11 protein-coding genes are annotated in these 13601 nt (G+C 71.2%); 6 read left to right on the top strand and 5 right to left on the bottom strand.

Annotated features, from left to right (window positions below):
• Nucleotides 1-192: 192 nt before the first annotated feature.
• On the top strand, nucleotides 193-876 hold the full coding sequence (locus J5Y04_RS05780; protein WP_307852946.1) for a DUF1345 domain-containing protein: 684 nt from the start codon (nucleotides 193-195) through the stop codon (nucleotides 874-876).
• Between the two features lie 146 nt (nucleotides 877-1022).
• Here J5Y04_RS05780 and J5Y04_RS05775 read toward each other — a convergent pair whose 3' ends face one another.
• The 3 genes from J5Y04_RS05775 to J5Y04_RS05765 form a co-directional block, all read right to left on the bottom strand.
• Nucleotides 1023-1496: a GreA/GreB family elongation factor gene (locus J5Y04_RS05775; protein WP_209410734.1), complete on the bottom strand. Its 474-nt coding sequence runs from the start codon at nucleotides 1494-1496 to the stop codon at nucleotides 1023-1025.
• Nucleotides 1497-1663: 167 nt separating this feature from the next.
• A complete protein-coding gene (locus tag J5Y04_RS05770; RefSeq protein WP_209410733.1) occupies nucleotides 1664-2218 on the bottom strand; it encodes a TetR family transcriptional regulator in 555 nt (184 codons plus the stop codon).
• The gene (locus J5Y04_RS05765) at nucleotides 2215-2577 is read right to left on the bottom strand and encodes a DUF1304 domain-containing protein (protein WP_209410732.1); all 363 of its coding nucleotides are present in this window, start codon (nucleotides 2575-2577) and stop codon (nucleotides 2215-2217) included. The genes J5Y04_RS05770 and J5Y04_RS05765 overlap by 4 nt, the downstream gene beginning before the upstream one ends.
• A gap of 264 nt (nucleotides 2578-2841) precedes the next feature.
• On the opposite strand from J5Y04_RS05765, the gene J5Y04_RS05760 reads away from it, so the two are divergent.
• Nucleotides 2842-4323 carry a glycoside hydrolase family 16 protein gene (locus tag J5Y04_RS05760; RefSeq protein ID WP_374105951.1) on the top strand — a complete coding sequence of 494 codons (1482 nt, stop codon included), beginning with the start codon at nucleotides 2842-2844 and terminating at the stop codon, nucleotides 4321-4323.
• 149 nt (nucleotides 4324-4472) lie between these two features.
• Here the strand turns inward: J5Y04_RS05760 and J5Y04_RS05755 are convergent, their stop codons facing one another.
• Nucleotides 4473-5153, bottom strand: coding sequence for a TetR/AcrR family transcriptional regulator (locus J5Y04_RS05755; protein WP_209410731.1), 681 nt, complete (start codon nucleotides 5151-5153; stop codon nucleotides 4473-4475).
• Nucleotides 5154-5235: 82 nt separating this feature from the next.
• Between J5Y04_RS05755 and J5Y04_RS05750 the strand changes: the two genes are divergently transcribed.
• Together J5Y04_RS05750 and J5Y04_RS05745 are read left to right on the top strand one after the other, a co-directional pair.
• The gene (locus tag J5Y04_RS05750; RefSeq protein ID WP_209410730.1) at nucleotides 5236-6351 is read left to right on the top strand and encodes an NAD(P)/FAD-dependent oxidoreductase; all 1116 of its coding nucleotides are present in this window, start codon (nucleotides 5236-5238) and stop codon (nucleotides 6349-6351) included.
• Nucleotides 6352-6487: 136 nt separating this feature from the next.
• Complete coding sequence (locus J5Y04_RS05745) at nucleotides 6488-7579, top strand: LacI family DNA-binding transcriptional regulator (protein WP_209410729.1); 1092 nt, start codon at nucleotides 6488-6490, stop codon at nucleotides 7577-7579.
• 103 nt (nucleotides 7580-7682) lie between these two features.
• On the opposite strand, the gene J5Y04_RS05740 is transcribed toward J5Y04_RS05745, so the two are convergent.
• Nucleotides 7683-9086 carry an FRG domain-containing protein gene (locus tag J5Y04_RS05740; RefSeq protein ID WP_209410728.1) on the bottom strand — a complete coding sequence of 468 codons (1404 nt, stop codon included), beginning with the start codon at nucleotides 9084-9086 and terminating at the stop codon, nucleotides 7683-7685.
• 701 nt (nucleotides 9087-9787) lie between these two features.
• On the opposite strand from J5Y04_RS05740, the gene J5Y04_RS05735 reads away from it, so the two are divergent.
• Together J5Y04_RS05735 and J5Y04_RS05730 are read left to right on the top strand one after the other, a co-directional pair.
• The gene (locus J5Y04_RS05735) at nucleotides 9788-11851 is read left to right on the top strand and encodes a hypothetical protein (RefSeq protein WP_209410727.1); all 2064 of its coding nucleotides are present in this window, start codon (nucleotides 9788-9790) and stop codon (nucleotides 11849-11851) included.
• 450 nt (nucleotides 11852-12301) lie between these two features.
• Nucleotides 12302-13597 (top strand): extracellular solute-binding protein, encoded by a 1296-nt coding sequence (locus J5Y04_RS05730; RefSeq protein ID WP_209410726.1) that lies wholly within the window; start codon nucleotides 12302-12304, stop codon nucleotides 13595-13597.
• Nucleotides 13598-13601: the final 4 nt, after the last annotated feature.

Raw genomic sequence — 13601 nt, 5'->3', positions numbered from 1 at the left:
CTGGTCCGGGCACGCCATTCGACTCCGTGGGCAGTACCGGGCCCTTCGCAGGGGCGCTCCCACCGTGCGGCCGGGGCTGCACCGGTGTACCCGCGCGGATACGCTGACGCTGTCCTCCCCGCCCGCGCCGTCCTCCCCCTGTTCCACCGATGACCGTTCCTGCGTCCCGAGGCCCCCGTGTACAACCGCCTGGTGCTCCCCGCCGTCCCCCGGCTCGCCTGTTCGGCGGTGGCCGGCGCGGTGGTCGGTGCCCTCGTCGGCGCGCTGACCACCACCCCGCTGGGGATCCTCGCCGGGATCGCCGCGGCGGAGACGGCCTTCGTGGTGGCGGGGTGGTGCGTCCTGTGGCCCATGGACGCCGACGCCACCCGCAGCAACGTGCGGCGCGAGGAGTTCCGGCCGGTCGTCGAGGAACTCGTCGTGGTGGCGGCCGCGTTGTGCGGGCTGGCCGGCATCGTGGCGCTGCTTCTGGTCGGCAAGTCGGACCTGAGCCACGCCGCGGCCGCGGCGGCGCTCTGCGGCGTGTTCGCGTCCTGGGCGGCCCTGCATCTGATGTACGCCACCCGTTACGCGTACATCTACTACCTTCCGGCCGGGGGTGGGTCGGCCGACGGCGGGTCGGCCGGGGGTGGGTCAGCCGGGGGCGGGTCGACCAGGGGCGGGATCGACTTCAACACCAACGACCCGCCCCGCTACAGCGACTTCCTCTACTTCAGCTACAACTTGGGGATGACCTACCAGGTTTCCGACACCAGCGTCTCCAGCTCCCGGCTGCGCGCGGTCATCCTCCGGCACTGCCTGCTGTCGTACGTGTTCGGAGCGAGCATCCTGGCCACCACCATCAACCTCGTGGCCGGTATCGTCACCGGCCGTTGACGGGTGGGCCCCCGGCGTCGTGGGGCACGGCGTCGTTGGCGTCGTGGTGCACGGAGTCGTTGCGACCCGTCGGTCCTGTCGGTCCTGTCGGTCGGGTCGGTCTACCTGTCGGTCGCGGCTGTCGGTCCACCTGTCGGTCGTGGCCGCTACCCGTCGGTCCCGTCGCCGAGGGACAGCACGACGGCGGTCGCCGGCCCGGTGGGCGCCTCGTAGTCGACGGTCTCACCGACGCGGTGCCCGAGCAGGGCGCGCCCGAGCGGGCTGTCGGTGGTGACCAGGGTCCGGTCCAGCGCCTCCGCGAGCTCGCCGACCTGGACGGTGGTCTCGGTCCCGTCCGCGAACCGCACCCGCACGGTGCTGCCCACGCCGATCGCGTCGGTGTCCGGGGGGCCGGCCACGGTGGCCTGGCGCAGGCGCCCGTCGATCACGGCGATGCGGGCGTCCAGGCGGTCGACCTCCGTGGCGCGCTGCAACTCGTCGGCCTGGTCTGCCCGGTCGCCCACCTCCTCGCCGCCCCGCAGGGTGGCGGCGACCTTCGCGCGGTCGGTGCGCAGCCCGGCGAGTTCCCGTTCCAGAGCTTCGCGGGCGACGGCGCTGATGGGCTCGGCTTGACCGGTCATTCCGGGCTCCTGGAGTGCAGGCGGCACGGTCGAGTGCCACGGGACAATTGCGGCATTCTCGAAGATATCAGGCAAGCCGCGGCACTGCGGCAGCGGGCGAGGGCCGCCGCCCGGCCCCGGCCGGCCCCGGCCGGCCCCGGCCGGGTGGCCCGAGGACTCGCGGGCCCTCAGGTGAACGGCGTGCGGTGGAGCGAGATCAGCAGGCGCCAGCTGTGGGCCGCGAGCTCGTCCGGGGTGGCCGGCACCAGGGCGTGGAGCCAGTCGGCGAGCAGGGCGCTGAAGGTGGCGGCGACGGCGGTGGCGACCAGGTCGGGATGCGGGGCGCCGGCCAACCGCCGCTCGGTGCGGCTGCGTTCGCGGAGCTGACGGTGGAGCAGGTCGCCCAGCGGACCGGTGCCGCCGGGCAGGAGCAGTGAGCGGTAGACCGCCGCGTGCCGGTCCACCTCGGTGAGGAAGGCGGCCAGGGCGGGTGGCGGGGCGGCCGGGTCGGGGGTGCCGCGCCAGGCGTGCAGGGCGTCGACGGCGTCCCGGACGACCTCGGCGCAGGCGTCCACCGCGAGGGCCTGGAGGTCCTCGTAGTGGAGGTAGAAGGTGGCCCGTCCGACGGCCGCCCGCCGGACCACGGCGGCCACACTGACCTCGGCCAGCGGGCGCTCGGCGCACTCGGCGAGCAGGGCCGCGCGGAGCCGGGCCCGGGTGCGGTCGGTCCGTGCGTCGCTCATCGCGCGGCCAGGACGGCGGCGAGCGCGAGGGCGCCGGGAAGGGCCTGGGCGACGAGGATCCGGCGGTTGGCGGTCGCCGCGCCGTACAGGCCCGCCACCACCACGCAGGACAGGAAGAACACCTGGACGGGGAAGCCCGTGGGGTCGCCTGCGACCAGGCCCCAGACCAGGCCGGCGGCCAGGAAGCCGTTGTAGAGGCCCTGGTTGGCGGCCAACGGGGCGGTGGCCTTCGCCATCTGCGCGTCGAAGCCGGAGAGGCCCCGGCCGGGCGCCCGCTCCCAGAGGAACATCTCCAGCACCAGGATGTATCCGTGCAGCGCGGCCACCAGGGCTACCAACGTGTTTGCCACGACGCCCATGGACGGGCTCCTTTCTGGACAGGTGTCCATTAATCATAGACACATGTCCAGGAAGGCGGTCAATCCCACTCGGAGGGCGGGCGACCTCACTCAGTTCAAGGCATGAACTCATCGGTCGCGGGCAGAAGTTCGCCACTTCACCTCTTGACCGCAGTCGTTCAGGGGCGGGACAGTGGTGCGCATCGGAGGAATGAGAGCGCTCTCATCCGTCGCTCCCACCGGCTCCGAGCCCCCACGTCCGCCCACCCACGGAGGTGCCCCACCGTGTCCGCAAGCACCGTGCCCAGAACCACCGTGCCCAGCACCACCGCCACCCGCCGACGGCGTCCCCGCCGGGCCCTGGCCACCGTCCTGACGGCGGCCGGCGCGGCCACCGCGCTCTGCGCCGCACTGCTGGGCTCCACCGCCACGGCCGCCGTCCCGCCCGCCCCCGCCGGCTGGACCACCGTCTGGAGCGACGACTTCGGCGGCGCCGCCAACACCCTGCCCTCCGGCGCCGACTGGATCGTCGACACCGGGACGAGCTACCCCGGCGGCGCCGCCAACTGGGGTACCGGCGAGGTCCAGACGTACACCGCCGACACCGCCAACCTCCGCCAGGACGGCGCCGGGAACCTGCGCATCACCCCGATCCGGGACGCCAACGGCAACTGGACCTCCGGCCGGATCGAGACCCGGCGCAGCGACTTCGAACCGCCGGCCGGGGGCAAGCTGCGGATCGAGTCCCGCATCCAGATGCCGAACGTGACCGGCCCGGCCGCGGCCGGCTACTGGCCGGCCTTCTGGACGCTGGGCGCGCCGTACCGCGGCAACTACTGGAACTGGCCGTCCATCGGCGAGTTCGACCTGATGGAGAACGTCAACGGCGTCAACCAGGTCTGGGGCACCCTGCACTGCGGCGGCAACCCCGGCGGCCCGTGCAACGAGACCACCGGCCTCGGCGCCGTGCACGCCTGCCCGGGCTCCGCCTGCCAGGGCAACTTCCACACCTACGCGCTGGAGTGGGACCGCACCGTCAGCCCGCAGCAGCTGCGCTGGTACGTCGACGGCGTGCAGTACCACTCCGTCACCTCGGCGCAGATGGACGCGGCCAGTTGGGACGCGGCCACCGCGCACGGGCACTTCATCCTGCTGAACGTCGCGATGGGCGGTGCGTTCCCGGACCCGGTGGCGGGCTACCGCACGCCGACGGCGAGCACCGCCTCCGGCGTCCCGATGCTGGTGGACTACGTCGCGGTCTACAGCTCCGGGGGCACGGGCACGCCGCCGCCGACCACGCAGCCTCCGACGACGACGCCGCCGCCCACCACCACGCCGCCGCCCGGCGGCACCGGCAGCGCGTACGGCACCATCCAGGCCGAGGCCTACAGCGGGCAGTCGGGGACAGCTCTGGAGACCACCACGGACTCCGGCGGCGGCCAGAACCTCGCCGCCCTGGCCAACGGGGACTGGGCGCTCTACCCCGGCGTGGACTTCGGCACCACCCCGGCCCGGCAGTTCAAGGCCCGGGTGGCCTCGGGCGCGGCCGGCGGCGTCAGCGGACTGGTGGAGGTCCGGCTGGACAGCCGGACCAGCGCCCCGGTCGGCTCGTTCGCCGTCGCCAACACCGGCGGCTGGCAGAGCTGGACCACCGTGCCGGCCAACATCAGCGCGGTCACCGGCAAGCACGACGTCTACCTGACCTTCACCAGCGGCCAGCCGGCCGACTTCGTCAACGTCAACTGGTTCACCTTCAGCACCACCTGACGCGGGGCGCCGCGCGGCGGTGGACGGCGCCCGTCCACCGCCGCTGCGGCCTGCCCGGGTGGGGGAGGTGACGGCCGGGGAGCGATCTCAACGGTTCGCCCAGACCCCCGGTGCGGCGGTCGGAGTTGGTGCGGGCTCCCGGCCGGGCGTCAGTTCGAGATGCGGGCCTCGATGCCGTCGAGGAGGAAGTCGAGGCCGGTCCGGAAGGTCCGGTCGGCGTCCAGGTGGGGGCCGTCGCGTACGACCGTGGCCAGCGCGGGGAACCGGCCCGTTGCGAAGGTCCGCTCCAGGTACGGCCCGAAGGCGGCCTGCCACTGCTGCTTGTCCATCCCCGTGGCCCGCTCGGCGCGCCGCTCGGTGATCTCCCGGCGCACCGCGCCGACCACGTACGCGTTGACCGCGGCGATCGCCGGGACGGTGACGTCCAGGTCGACACCGCCCATCGCGGCCACCACCGCCTCCCCGCCGGCCAGCGTGTGCGGGCCGAGCTGCGGCCGCCCACCGATCAGATCGGCGAACCATTCGTGCCGGTGAGCCGCCCGCCGAGTGGCTTCGGCAAGGGAGTGCAGCACCTCCCGCCAGCCGTCTCCGGCCGGCCGGATCTCGGCGTACACCGCATCGACCATCAGGTCGAGCAGCTCCTCCTTGGTGGCGATGTAGCCGTACAGCCGCATCGGTCCGACGTCCAGTACGGCGGCGACCTTGCGCAGCGACACCGCGGCCAGGCCGTCCGCGTCGGCCAGCCGGATCGCCGCTCCGACGATCCGCTCCCGGCTCAGCGGGGCAGGCACCGGTCGATCCGACGGCTCCGGCCGCTCCCACACCAACATGCCGCCGACAATACATCGCCCGGGTGTTACAGTGACATCGCTTGATACAGTGTATCGACCGATACGGTGAATCGGGGTAGCCGTGAACATTGCCATCGTCGGAGCCGGCCTGGGCGGCCTGGTCCTCGCCCGCGTGCTGCACGTGAACGGCGTCGACGCCGTCGTGTACGAACGTGAACCATCACGCGCCGCGCGCGGTCAGGGCGGCATGCTCGACCTGCACGCCGGGACCGGGCAGCAGGCGCTGCGCGAGGCGGGCCTGATCGACCGGTTCCACGCGATCGCCCGTCGCCAAGGCCAGGACCTGCGCCTTCTCGAACCGGACGGCACCCTGCTGCTCCAGGAGGACACACCCGACGACGCCCCGCTCGACCGACCCGAGGTCGACCGCGCCGATCTGCGCAACCTGCTGCTGGACTCCCTCCCCGAACACACGGTGCGCTGGGGGCACGCCTTCGAATCCGCCGACGACGGGCACCTGCACTTCGCCGACGGCGGCAGCGCGACCTACGACCTGCTGGTCGGCGCCGACGGCGCGCACTCCCGGGTCCGCGCGCTGCTCACCGACGCCCAGCCGGCACACACCGGCCAGAACGTCGTCGAGCTGGGCATCCCCGACATCGACCGAACCCACCCCGGCCTCGCGGCGATGGTGGGGCGCGGCAACTACTGGGTGCTGGGCGACGGACAGTCCCTCTCGGCGCAGCGCAACGGCGACGGCCGCGTGCGCATCTACCTCAGCTTCTACAACACCGCCGAGGACTGGCTCGCCACCAGCGGGATCCCGTTCCACGACCCGGCCGCCGCCCGGCTGCGGCTCACCGACCTGTTCGCCGGCTGGGACCCACGGGTCACCGCGCTGATCGCGGCCTGCGACGACACGGTCCTGCCACGGCAGATCACCACCCTCCCGGTCGGCCTGACCTGGCCGTCGACACCCGGTGTCACGCTGCTCGGGGACGCCGCGCACCTGATGCCACCGGTGGGGCAGGGTGCCAACATGGCCATGCTCGACGGCGCCCTGCTCGGCCTCGCGCTGGCCGCGGACCCGGACGATCTTCCCGCCGCCGTCAGGGAATTCGAACGCGAGATGTTCGAACGGACCAGTGCCGCCGGCCGGCAGTCCGCGCACGTCCAGGAGGTCCTGGCGTCGCCGGGCGCCGGCCGGAAGATGCTCGCCTTCTTCCAGCCCACCTGAACGAGGACCGGGGAACCGGCCCGGTCCACTCGGCGCCGCCGCTGCGCACTCGGCACATAACCCCATGTCAGGTCAGGAAGTCCGACCGTCGTACTAGGCTCAGGGGCAGGCCGTCCGCGAGCGAGAGGAGCCCACGGTGCCGGAGCAGACGCCGCGTCCCACGGCCGAGGCCGACCCGGCCGCGCCACGTCCGACGCTGGAGTCGGTCGCCGAGCGGGCGGGGGTCTCCCGCGCCACGGCGTCGCGGGTGGTGAACGGGGGAGCGGGGGTCCGCGAGGCGCTGCGGGAGAAGGTCCAGCGCGCGGTCGAGGAGCTCGGCTACCTCCCCAACCTGGCCGCCCGCACCCTGGTGACCCGGCGCAACCACGCCGTCGCCGTCGTGGTGGCCGAGCCCGGCAGCCGGCTCTTCTCCGACCCGTTCTTCGCCCAGCACCTGCGCGGCATCGGCCGCGAACTGTCAGCCGCCGACAACCAGATGGTGCTGATGATGGTCGAGGACCAGTACGACTACGAGCGGGTGGGCCGGTACCTGGCCGGCGGCCACGTGGACGGCGCACTGCTGTTCTCGCTCCACCAGCCGGACCCGCTGCCACAGATGGCGCGCAAGGTCGGCCTGCCCTTCGTGGTGGGCGGCCGCCCGGGCTGGCCGGGCGCCGAGTCCGACCGCCAACTCGTGTACGTGGACAGCGACAACCGAGGCGGCGCCCGGCTCGCCGTCGGCCACCTCCGCTCGCTCGGGCGCGGCACCATCGCCACCATCACCGGCCCGCTCGACCAGACCTCCGCCCTCGATCGCCTGGACGGCTACCGCGACGTGCTGCCCGACGGCGACCCGGCGCTCGTCGCCGAGGGCGACTTCACCCCCGACGGCGGCGGCCGCGCGATGGCCGAACTGCTGGCCCGCCGGCCCGATCTGGACGCCGTGTTCGCGGCCTCCGACGCGATGGCCTCGGGCGCGCTGCGCGTCCTGCGCGAGGCGGGGCGCCGGGTGCCCGAGGACGTCGCCGTGGTCGGCTTCGACGACGTCGAGTCGATCGCCGCCTGGACCGAGCCGCCGCTCACCACGGTGCGCCAGGACATCGAGGAGATGGGCCGGCTGATGGCCCGCCTGCTGCTGCGCCGCCTCGACGTGACCGGCCCGGACCGGGTGCCCGCGACCGGTCTGCGGTCCGGCGGTCCGACCTCGGTGATCACCCCGACCCGCCTGGTCCGGCGGGCCTCGGCCTGAGCCCGGCCCGGTCGGCCTGGCCCGGCGCCGGAACCCGCTTCCGGGTCCAGGCTGACGCGATCGTGCTCCAGGGGGTCCAGGCCGCACGAGGAGGCGCCACAGGCTACCGCGATGCCCCGATCAAGCGCGAGACCGCCCGGGCTCTCCGCTCCGCCCGCGTTGTCGTGGCTGCCTGTTCAGACTCGGAGAACGAGATCGGGGGCACCCCGTCGAGGCGAAGCAGCTGCCAGCGTGAGTCTGCGTTCCGCCCCGGTGATGACGCGGCGAGGAGACGCACCCGCGCGTCGGATCGTGCCGCGCTGGTCAGCGCTGCCACGCCCGGGCCCGTCTCGGCGGCGTCCGCGAGGCTCGACGACGGGCCGTGCCGTTCGTCCAGCGAGCGCAGCTCGGAGGTGATGGCTCTACTCAGCACTGTGAGGGCGTTCAGAGATGTATATGTGGACCGCCAGAATGCGTACAACGGACCCTGACCGTACTGGAGCGCCCCTGCGCTCGCCTGTGCCGCCATACTGTCTGCGTAGTCGGCGGTGATCGTGAGGTTCTCGCGAAGCGGGTGGTTCGGCAGGGGAATCGGCGGCAGTCCTTTGCGGCCGGCGTCTTCCTGGAGGTATCCGGGATTGACGTAGCCGACAGGCGGCGGCTCGTCAGCCGCACAAATGGCCCACTGAACGATCGGGTGAAGAGGGTCGGTGCGTTCCCCGAGCCAGAGAAACCTCAGGGCGGCGATCGCCGTGACGTCTTCCGGTGTGACCACGAATTCGACCCGGGGATAGGAGGAGACCGGGTACCGTTCCATGACGTACGGCAGATACCGGGCAATCTCCGTCGCCTCCTCCTCGCACGGGTGGTGTCTGAACAGCCCTCGCTGGATCCAGAGGCGCTTGACAAGTGACGGCGGGAAATAGGTGTCGTCAGGCTCACCAGCGCTGTAGTCGCAGCGCTGCCAAAGGACCACGCCCGTTTCGCCAGCCTGCAACTTGTCCGCGGCGAAGAAGACGGCAACCAGCGGATCGAACGACCAGTCGGTGAGCATGGTCCTGATTCCGTAGTGCTGCGGAGCCACGCTGTAGTCTATTGGGCTGATGAGCATCATCCTGGGGAATGGCAGGACCATGGTGAAGGAGCCGAGGTCATACATCGCGTTCAGGGCGTGGCTGAACCAATCGGCGGCCCTCCGCTCCCGGCGACGGTCGACTCCGGACCTGCATTGCGACGCGGTCACTTCCGTATACCTGGCATGCTGTCCCCGGAAGGCGCCGACATAGCCGTCCTTTTTCCGGGCCATGCCTGCTGGCAGGTCCGTCTCGTCGTCATCGACGGATGCGGCGTGTCCGGCACGCAGTAACCAGGCTGCGGCCGCGGCGGCGGAAGGTGCCGACCATTTAAGTTCGCTTACACGCGTCACCTTTTCCGCCGCTTCGGCTATGCGGGTGGGGACGCCTGGTAGGTGCTCGTTCAGCAGGACAGGGCCAATGCGGGGTGTCGCGGCGATTTCAAGAAGGCTCATGTTCCGTTCCGATCTCTGGGGCACGATCCCCACGGACACGACTCCTGCGGCCTGGCCTCGGACCTCCCGAATCGTTGAAACCGTCCTTTCCCCCACCAGTCCCTGCCGCCGACCCGTCGCCAGCTGGTCGAGCCTGACGAGGGTGGGATACGGCAATCCACCGTGGTGGGCGCCGGGTGCCTCTTTGACCCACACCTCCAGGATGCATCCGTCAAATCGTGATCAACGATGCGAGGCCGGAGCGCGCCGGCAAGCCGCACAAGGGCCGCTCGGGCCCGGACACGCGGTGTGACGCCCGGCTGATGGCGCCGCAGCGGCGGAAGCAGGGGCAGGCCACTCCACCGCCGGACGGCCCTTGGTGTTCCGGCCGGGGCGGACGAAGACCACGCAGTAATCCGGCACACCTGCGTCACTCTTCGCATGCGCACGTCCTGGTTGGCGGACAAGTGCATCCGGGGTTTGTCCCGCGCCTCCCCGGAGCGGCTCGTCGACGTACCGGGTGGCGGCAGGGGCGGCGTGCGCCGATCCTTGAGGCACGGACAGAAGGACAGGGTAGGGCGGGACGTGCCCGCCGGACTCGGTGACCTCCTCTCCGGCGAATCTCCTTTCGAGGCCGGTTACAGGGAGATGGAATGCCGACTTGGCTGAGCACCACTCGCATCGGACCGCTCACGGGCCCCGCAGACCAGAATCCACCACCGTTGCAGGACACGACGCGGTGGGGTGTGCTCGGCACCGACGAAGGCGTGAACGTCGTGTTCGGCGGGCGGACGTACATCTACTTCGGCGACGTCAATCCCTCTCCGTGGGACGAGGGGAGGCTCAACCTCGACCTCATCGCGTGGACGAGCGAACCGCACGTCCATACACACGGTGGGCATGCCGCGATCGGCTGGATGTTCTACCTCCCCAACGGCAACCAGCAGGGCGGCCCGGCGAGTACGCAGCAGCCGAACTGGCGGTACTGCGTTAAATGCTTCTCGCTGTTCTTCTGCCCGGACGGAGCCGGCGGCGCCGGCAGGTGCACCTACGACAATGCCCTTCACCAGGTCGCCGGCGACGAGTTCTACCTCCCCAATGTCGAGGAGGGGGCCACCGCCGACGACGGGCAGTCGGATTGGCACTACTGCGGCAAGTGCAATGGTCTCTGCTTCGCGCCGGGCTTCGTCGAGACGGGCAGCTGCCCGGCGGGCGGGCCCCACCAGCCGATGGGCTGGACCTTCCTCCTGCCCAACGATGTTCAGGGACCGGCGCCCTCGACCGGTCAGAAGGACTGGAGGTACTGCGCCTACTGTCAGGGGCTCTTCTTCGACGGATATGTACACAAAGGCGCCTGCCCCTCCGCTCCGGGCGGCGGTCTGAGGCTGACTCCCCTGCTTGAGAGCGGGTCGAAGGAGGGCGGGCAGTTCTACCCCTTCCAGGGTGAGCCGCTGGTCGGCACCCTGAAGTCCTATGAGCGGCCTGGTGGCGCATTCGTCTGGAACGACCGGGTTCACGTCTTTGTCGGCGTCGCCCATCCCAAGTATTCAGGGCGGATCCGGCCGGGGAACCCGCAGTTCGGCACCTATCTGCTCTCGACCGCCACGCCCGATCAGTCGGCACCGCTGACAACCCACTACCTGTTCAGTCCCCGGATCGGCACATGCGTGCTGCCGGACGGCACCGTCCGCAGCCACAGCCCTCTCGGTTTCTACTTCCGCGTTTCACGCGCGGCCGCCGGGGCGTCAGCCGTCTGGCGGCGCTGCAAACGGTGTGAGGGTCTCTTCGAGATCGTTGCGGGAAACGCGGGGCTCTGCTTCGGAAGTCCCGCCGGACACAGTCCGTACGACGAATCCTTCGCCGTGTTCGAGGGATCGTCCGACACCGGCGACTCCCAGTCGAATTGGCGTCGCTGCGCCAAGTGCCTGGCGTTGGTCTACAACGGGTACGCATCGAAGGACCGGTGCCCCGCGCCCGGTGGCACGCACGACCTGGCCGACAGCCCGTCGTACTCGATGGGTTTCACGAGTGACGCGAACGCCGACGAGCAGAGCGAGGATGGCGGGTGGCGCTACTGCTCGCAGTGTCAGTGCATGGTGTTCACACGGCACGAAAATGCCGTCGGCGGTGCGACGCCCTACGTCGTGAACGCCGCCGACCACACCGACCTGCCGGCGCCGCCGTCCGCGCCCGGCATAGCCTTCTCGGGTCGAGCGGCGGTGATCATCAGCCACCGCTTCAGCTGGCTGCCGTATCACCAGGGTGGCTTCGTGCTCGCGTGCTGGCACCTGCCCGTCGGCGCGTCGCCGCGGCTGCAGGATCTCCTGTACTTCGACCCCGAATCGCGGCAATGGACCCCGCATGTCTCGGTGTTCCAGAAGAACCTCTTCGACTACACCTACCAGGGGAGCCCGAATCCCCCTGGGTACTACACGGAAACCGGTCTTCTCTGGCTGCCCGGGGCGCGACGATGGATGCTGACGTACACGCAGGCGCAACCGCCGTCGGAGCAGAATCCCTCCGTCGCGCGAAGGCCCGTTCATGCCCGGTTCGCCGAACGGATCACCGACCTGGGTACCGCCACCGATGTACCGCTCTTCGACCCGGGCAGGCCCGCCGATCTGGCGCTCTTGGCCGGGCCGACGAGTTATCCGTACGGGCCGTATCCACTGGAGAACTACACGACGTGGGATCCGCAGTTGGGCATCCTGGATCTCTGCTATCTGTTGTCCCTCTACGACCCGTACCAGGTCCAGATCATGCGCACGCAAATCCGCTTGCCGTGACACGGTGATCCGTCAGGGCCGTTTCAAAGTCCCGGCGAGCGCATGCCTCCGCTGGTCGTGGCGGGGCGAGGAGTGCAGCGCGGCCCGTCGCGTACGCAACAAGGCGCCGGTTGAACGGTGACCCCCTCAGCGCAGGCGCCGGCCGACGAGAGGAGCGCCCACCACCTGCTGGTGGTCAGGGCTGGCCAGCCGGTTTCGGGCGGCCTTCACCTTCTGAAGGCCAGCTTGGCGGCGGCGCGGAGATTACGTTCAGGTTTCGGCCTCTTGACCGCCGCGCCGGTGCGCGGCACGCTCCTCTCAGCGCCTGAGAGCGCTCTCAGGTCACGCCGTCGCCCGCCAGGCCGCCCGTCGGTCCGCCGTCACCGTGCACGAGACCGCGCCCGTCGTACGCACGCCGCCCACCCGCCCCGCCGTCGCCACGAAGCCCACCCGCCCCGCCAGGGAGACCTCATGCGCCGCTCCACCGCCGCCCTCGGCAGCACCGTCCTCGCCGCCGCCCTCCTGCTGACAGCCTGCAACGGTTCCGACGGATCCACCGGCTCCTCCGACGCCGCCGGCGGCAAGGTGACCATCACCGTCGACCTCTTCGGCACCTTCGGCTTCAAGGAGAGCGGCCTCTACGACGAGTACATGAAGCTGCACCCCGAGATCACCGTCAAGCAGACCGACACCCAGGACGAGGGCCAGTACTGGCAGGCCCTGCAGACCAAGCTGGCGGGTGGCGGCGGGCTCGCGGACATCCAGGGCCTGGAGGTGGGCCGGGTGGCGAGCGTGCTGCAGAAGCAGGCCGACAAGTTCACCGACCTGAAGACCCTCGGCCTCGGCGCGGTCAACGACGAGCTGGTGCCGTGGAAGGGCGCCGCAGTGAAGACCGCGGACGGCCGGGTGCTCGGCGCCGGCACTGACATCGGGCCGGAGGCGATCTGCTTCCGCACCGACCTGTTCAAGGCCGCCGGCCTGCCCACCGACCGCACCGAACTGGCCGCCCGGTGGTCGACCTGGCAGGGCTACCTCGACCTCGGCAGGCAGTACGTCGCCAAGGCCGCGCCCGGCAACGTCTGGACCGACAGCGCCGCCGGCGTGTTCACCGCCGAGGTCGGCCAGCAGAAGGTCCGCTACGCCGACGAGAGCGGAAAGCCGGTCTTCGAGACCAGCCAGGCCGTGAAGACCGCCTGGGCCGACGCCGGCCGGCTCGTCGCGGACGGCCTGTCCGCGAAGCTGCCGCAGTGGAGCCCGGAGTGGAACAAGGCCTTCAGCACCGGCAGGTTCGCCACCCTGAGCTGCCCCGCCTGGATGCTCGGCTACATCAAGGGCCAGGCGGGGGAAGCCGGTTCGGGGACGTGGGACGTCGCCCCCGGCCCCGGCCGGACCGGCAACTGGGGCGGTTCGTACCTGGCCGTGCCGAGGACGGCCAAACACCCGAAGGAGGCCGCCGACCTGATCAAGTGGCTGACCGCCAAGGAGCAGCAGACCACCCTGTTCACCAAGCAGGGCTCCTTCCCCTCCTCCGTCGGCGCGCAGGCCGCGATCAAGGACGTGACCGACCCCTACTTCGGCAACGCGCCGATCGGCCGGATCTTCAGCGAGTCGGCGGCCGCCATGCCGGCCCAGGTGCTCGGCGTGGACGACGGCGTGATCGGCAAGGCCTTCACCGACGCCCTCGGCGAGGTCGAGCGGACCGGCACCGCACCGGACTCCGCCTGGAAGCACGCGATCGACAACATCCGCAAGGCCGACGGAAGCTGACGGA

The sequence above is a fragment of the Kitasatospora sp. RG8 genome (assembly GCF_017813315.1).
GTDB lineage: Bacteria > Actinomycetota > Actinomycetes > Streptomycetales > Streptomycetaceae > Kitasatospora.
The sequence above is the reverse complement of the archived record's forward strand: the minus strand, read 5'-3'. Positions and strand labels throughout refer to the sequence as shown.

Coding starts and splice junctions, on each gene's coding strand:
- J5Y04_RS05775 (WP_209410734.1), bottom strand. CDS start 1,496: ATGACCGGTCAAGCCGAGCCCATCAGCGCCGTCGCCCGCGAAGCTCTG.
- J5Y04_RS05770 (WP_209410733.1), bottom strand. CDS start 2,218: ATGAGCGACGCACGGACCGACCGCACCCGGGCCCGGCTCCGCGCGGCC.
- J5Y04_RS05765 (WP_209410732.1), bottom strand. CDS start 2,577: ATGGGCGTCGTGGCAAACACGTTGGTAGCCCTGGTGGCCGCGCTGCAC.
- J5Y04_RS05755 (WP_209410731.1), bottom strand. CDS start 5,153: ATGTTGGTGTGGGAGCGGCCGGAGCCGTCGGATCGACCGGTGCCTGCC.
- J5Y04_RS05740 (WP_209410728.1), bottom strand. CDS start 9,086: ATGAGCCTTCTTGAAATCGCCGCGACACCCCGCATTGGCCCTGTCCTG.
- J5Y04_RS05730 (WP_209410726.1), top strand. CDS start 12,302: ATGCGCCGCTCCACCGCCGCCCTCGGCAGCACCGTCCTCGCCGCCGCC.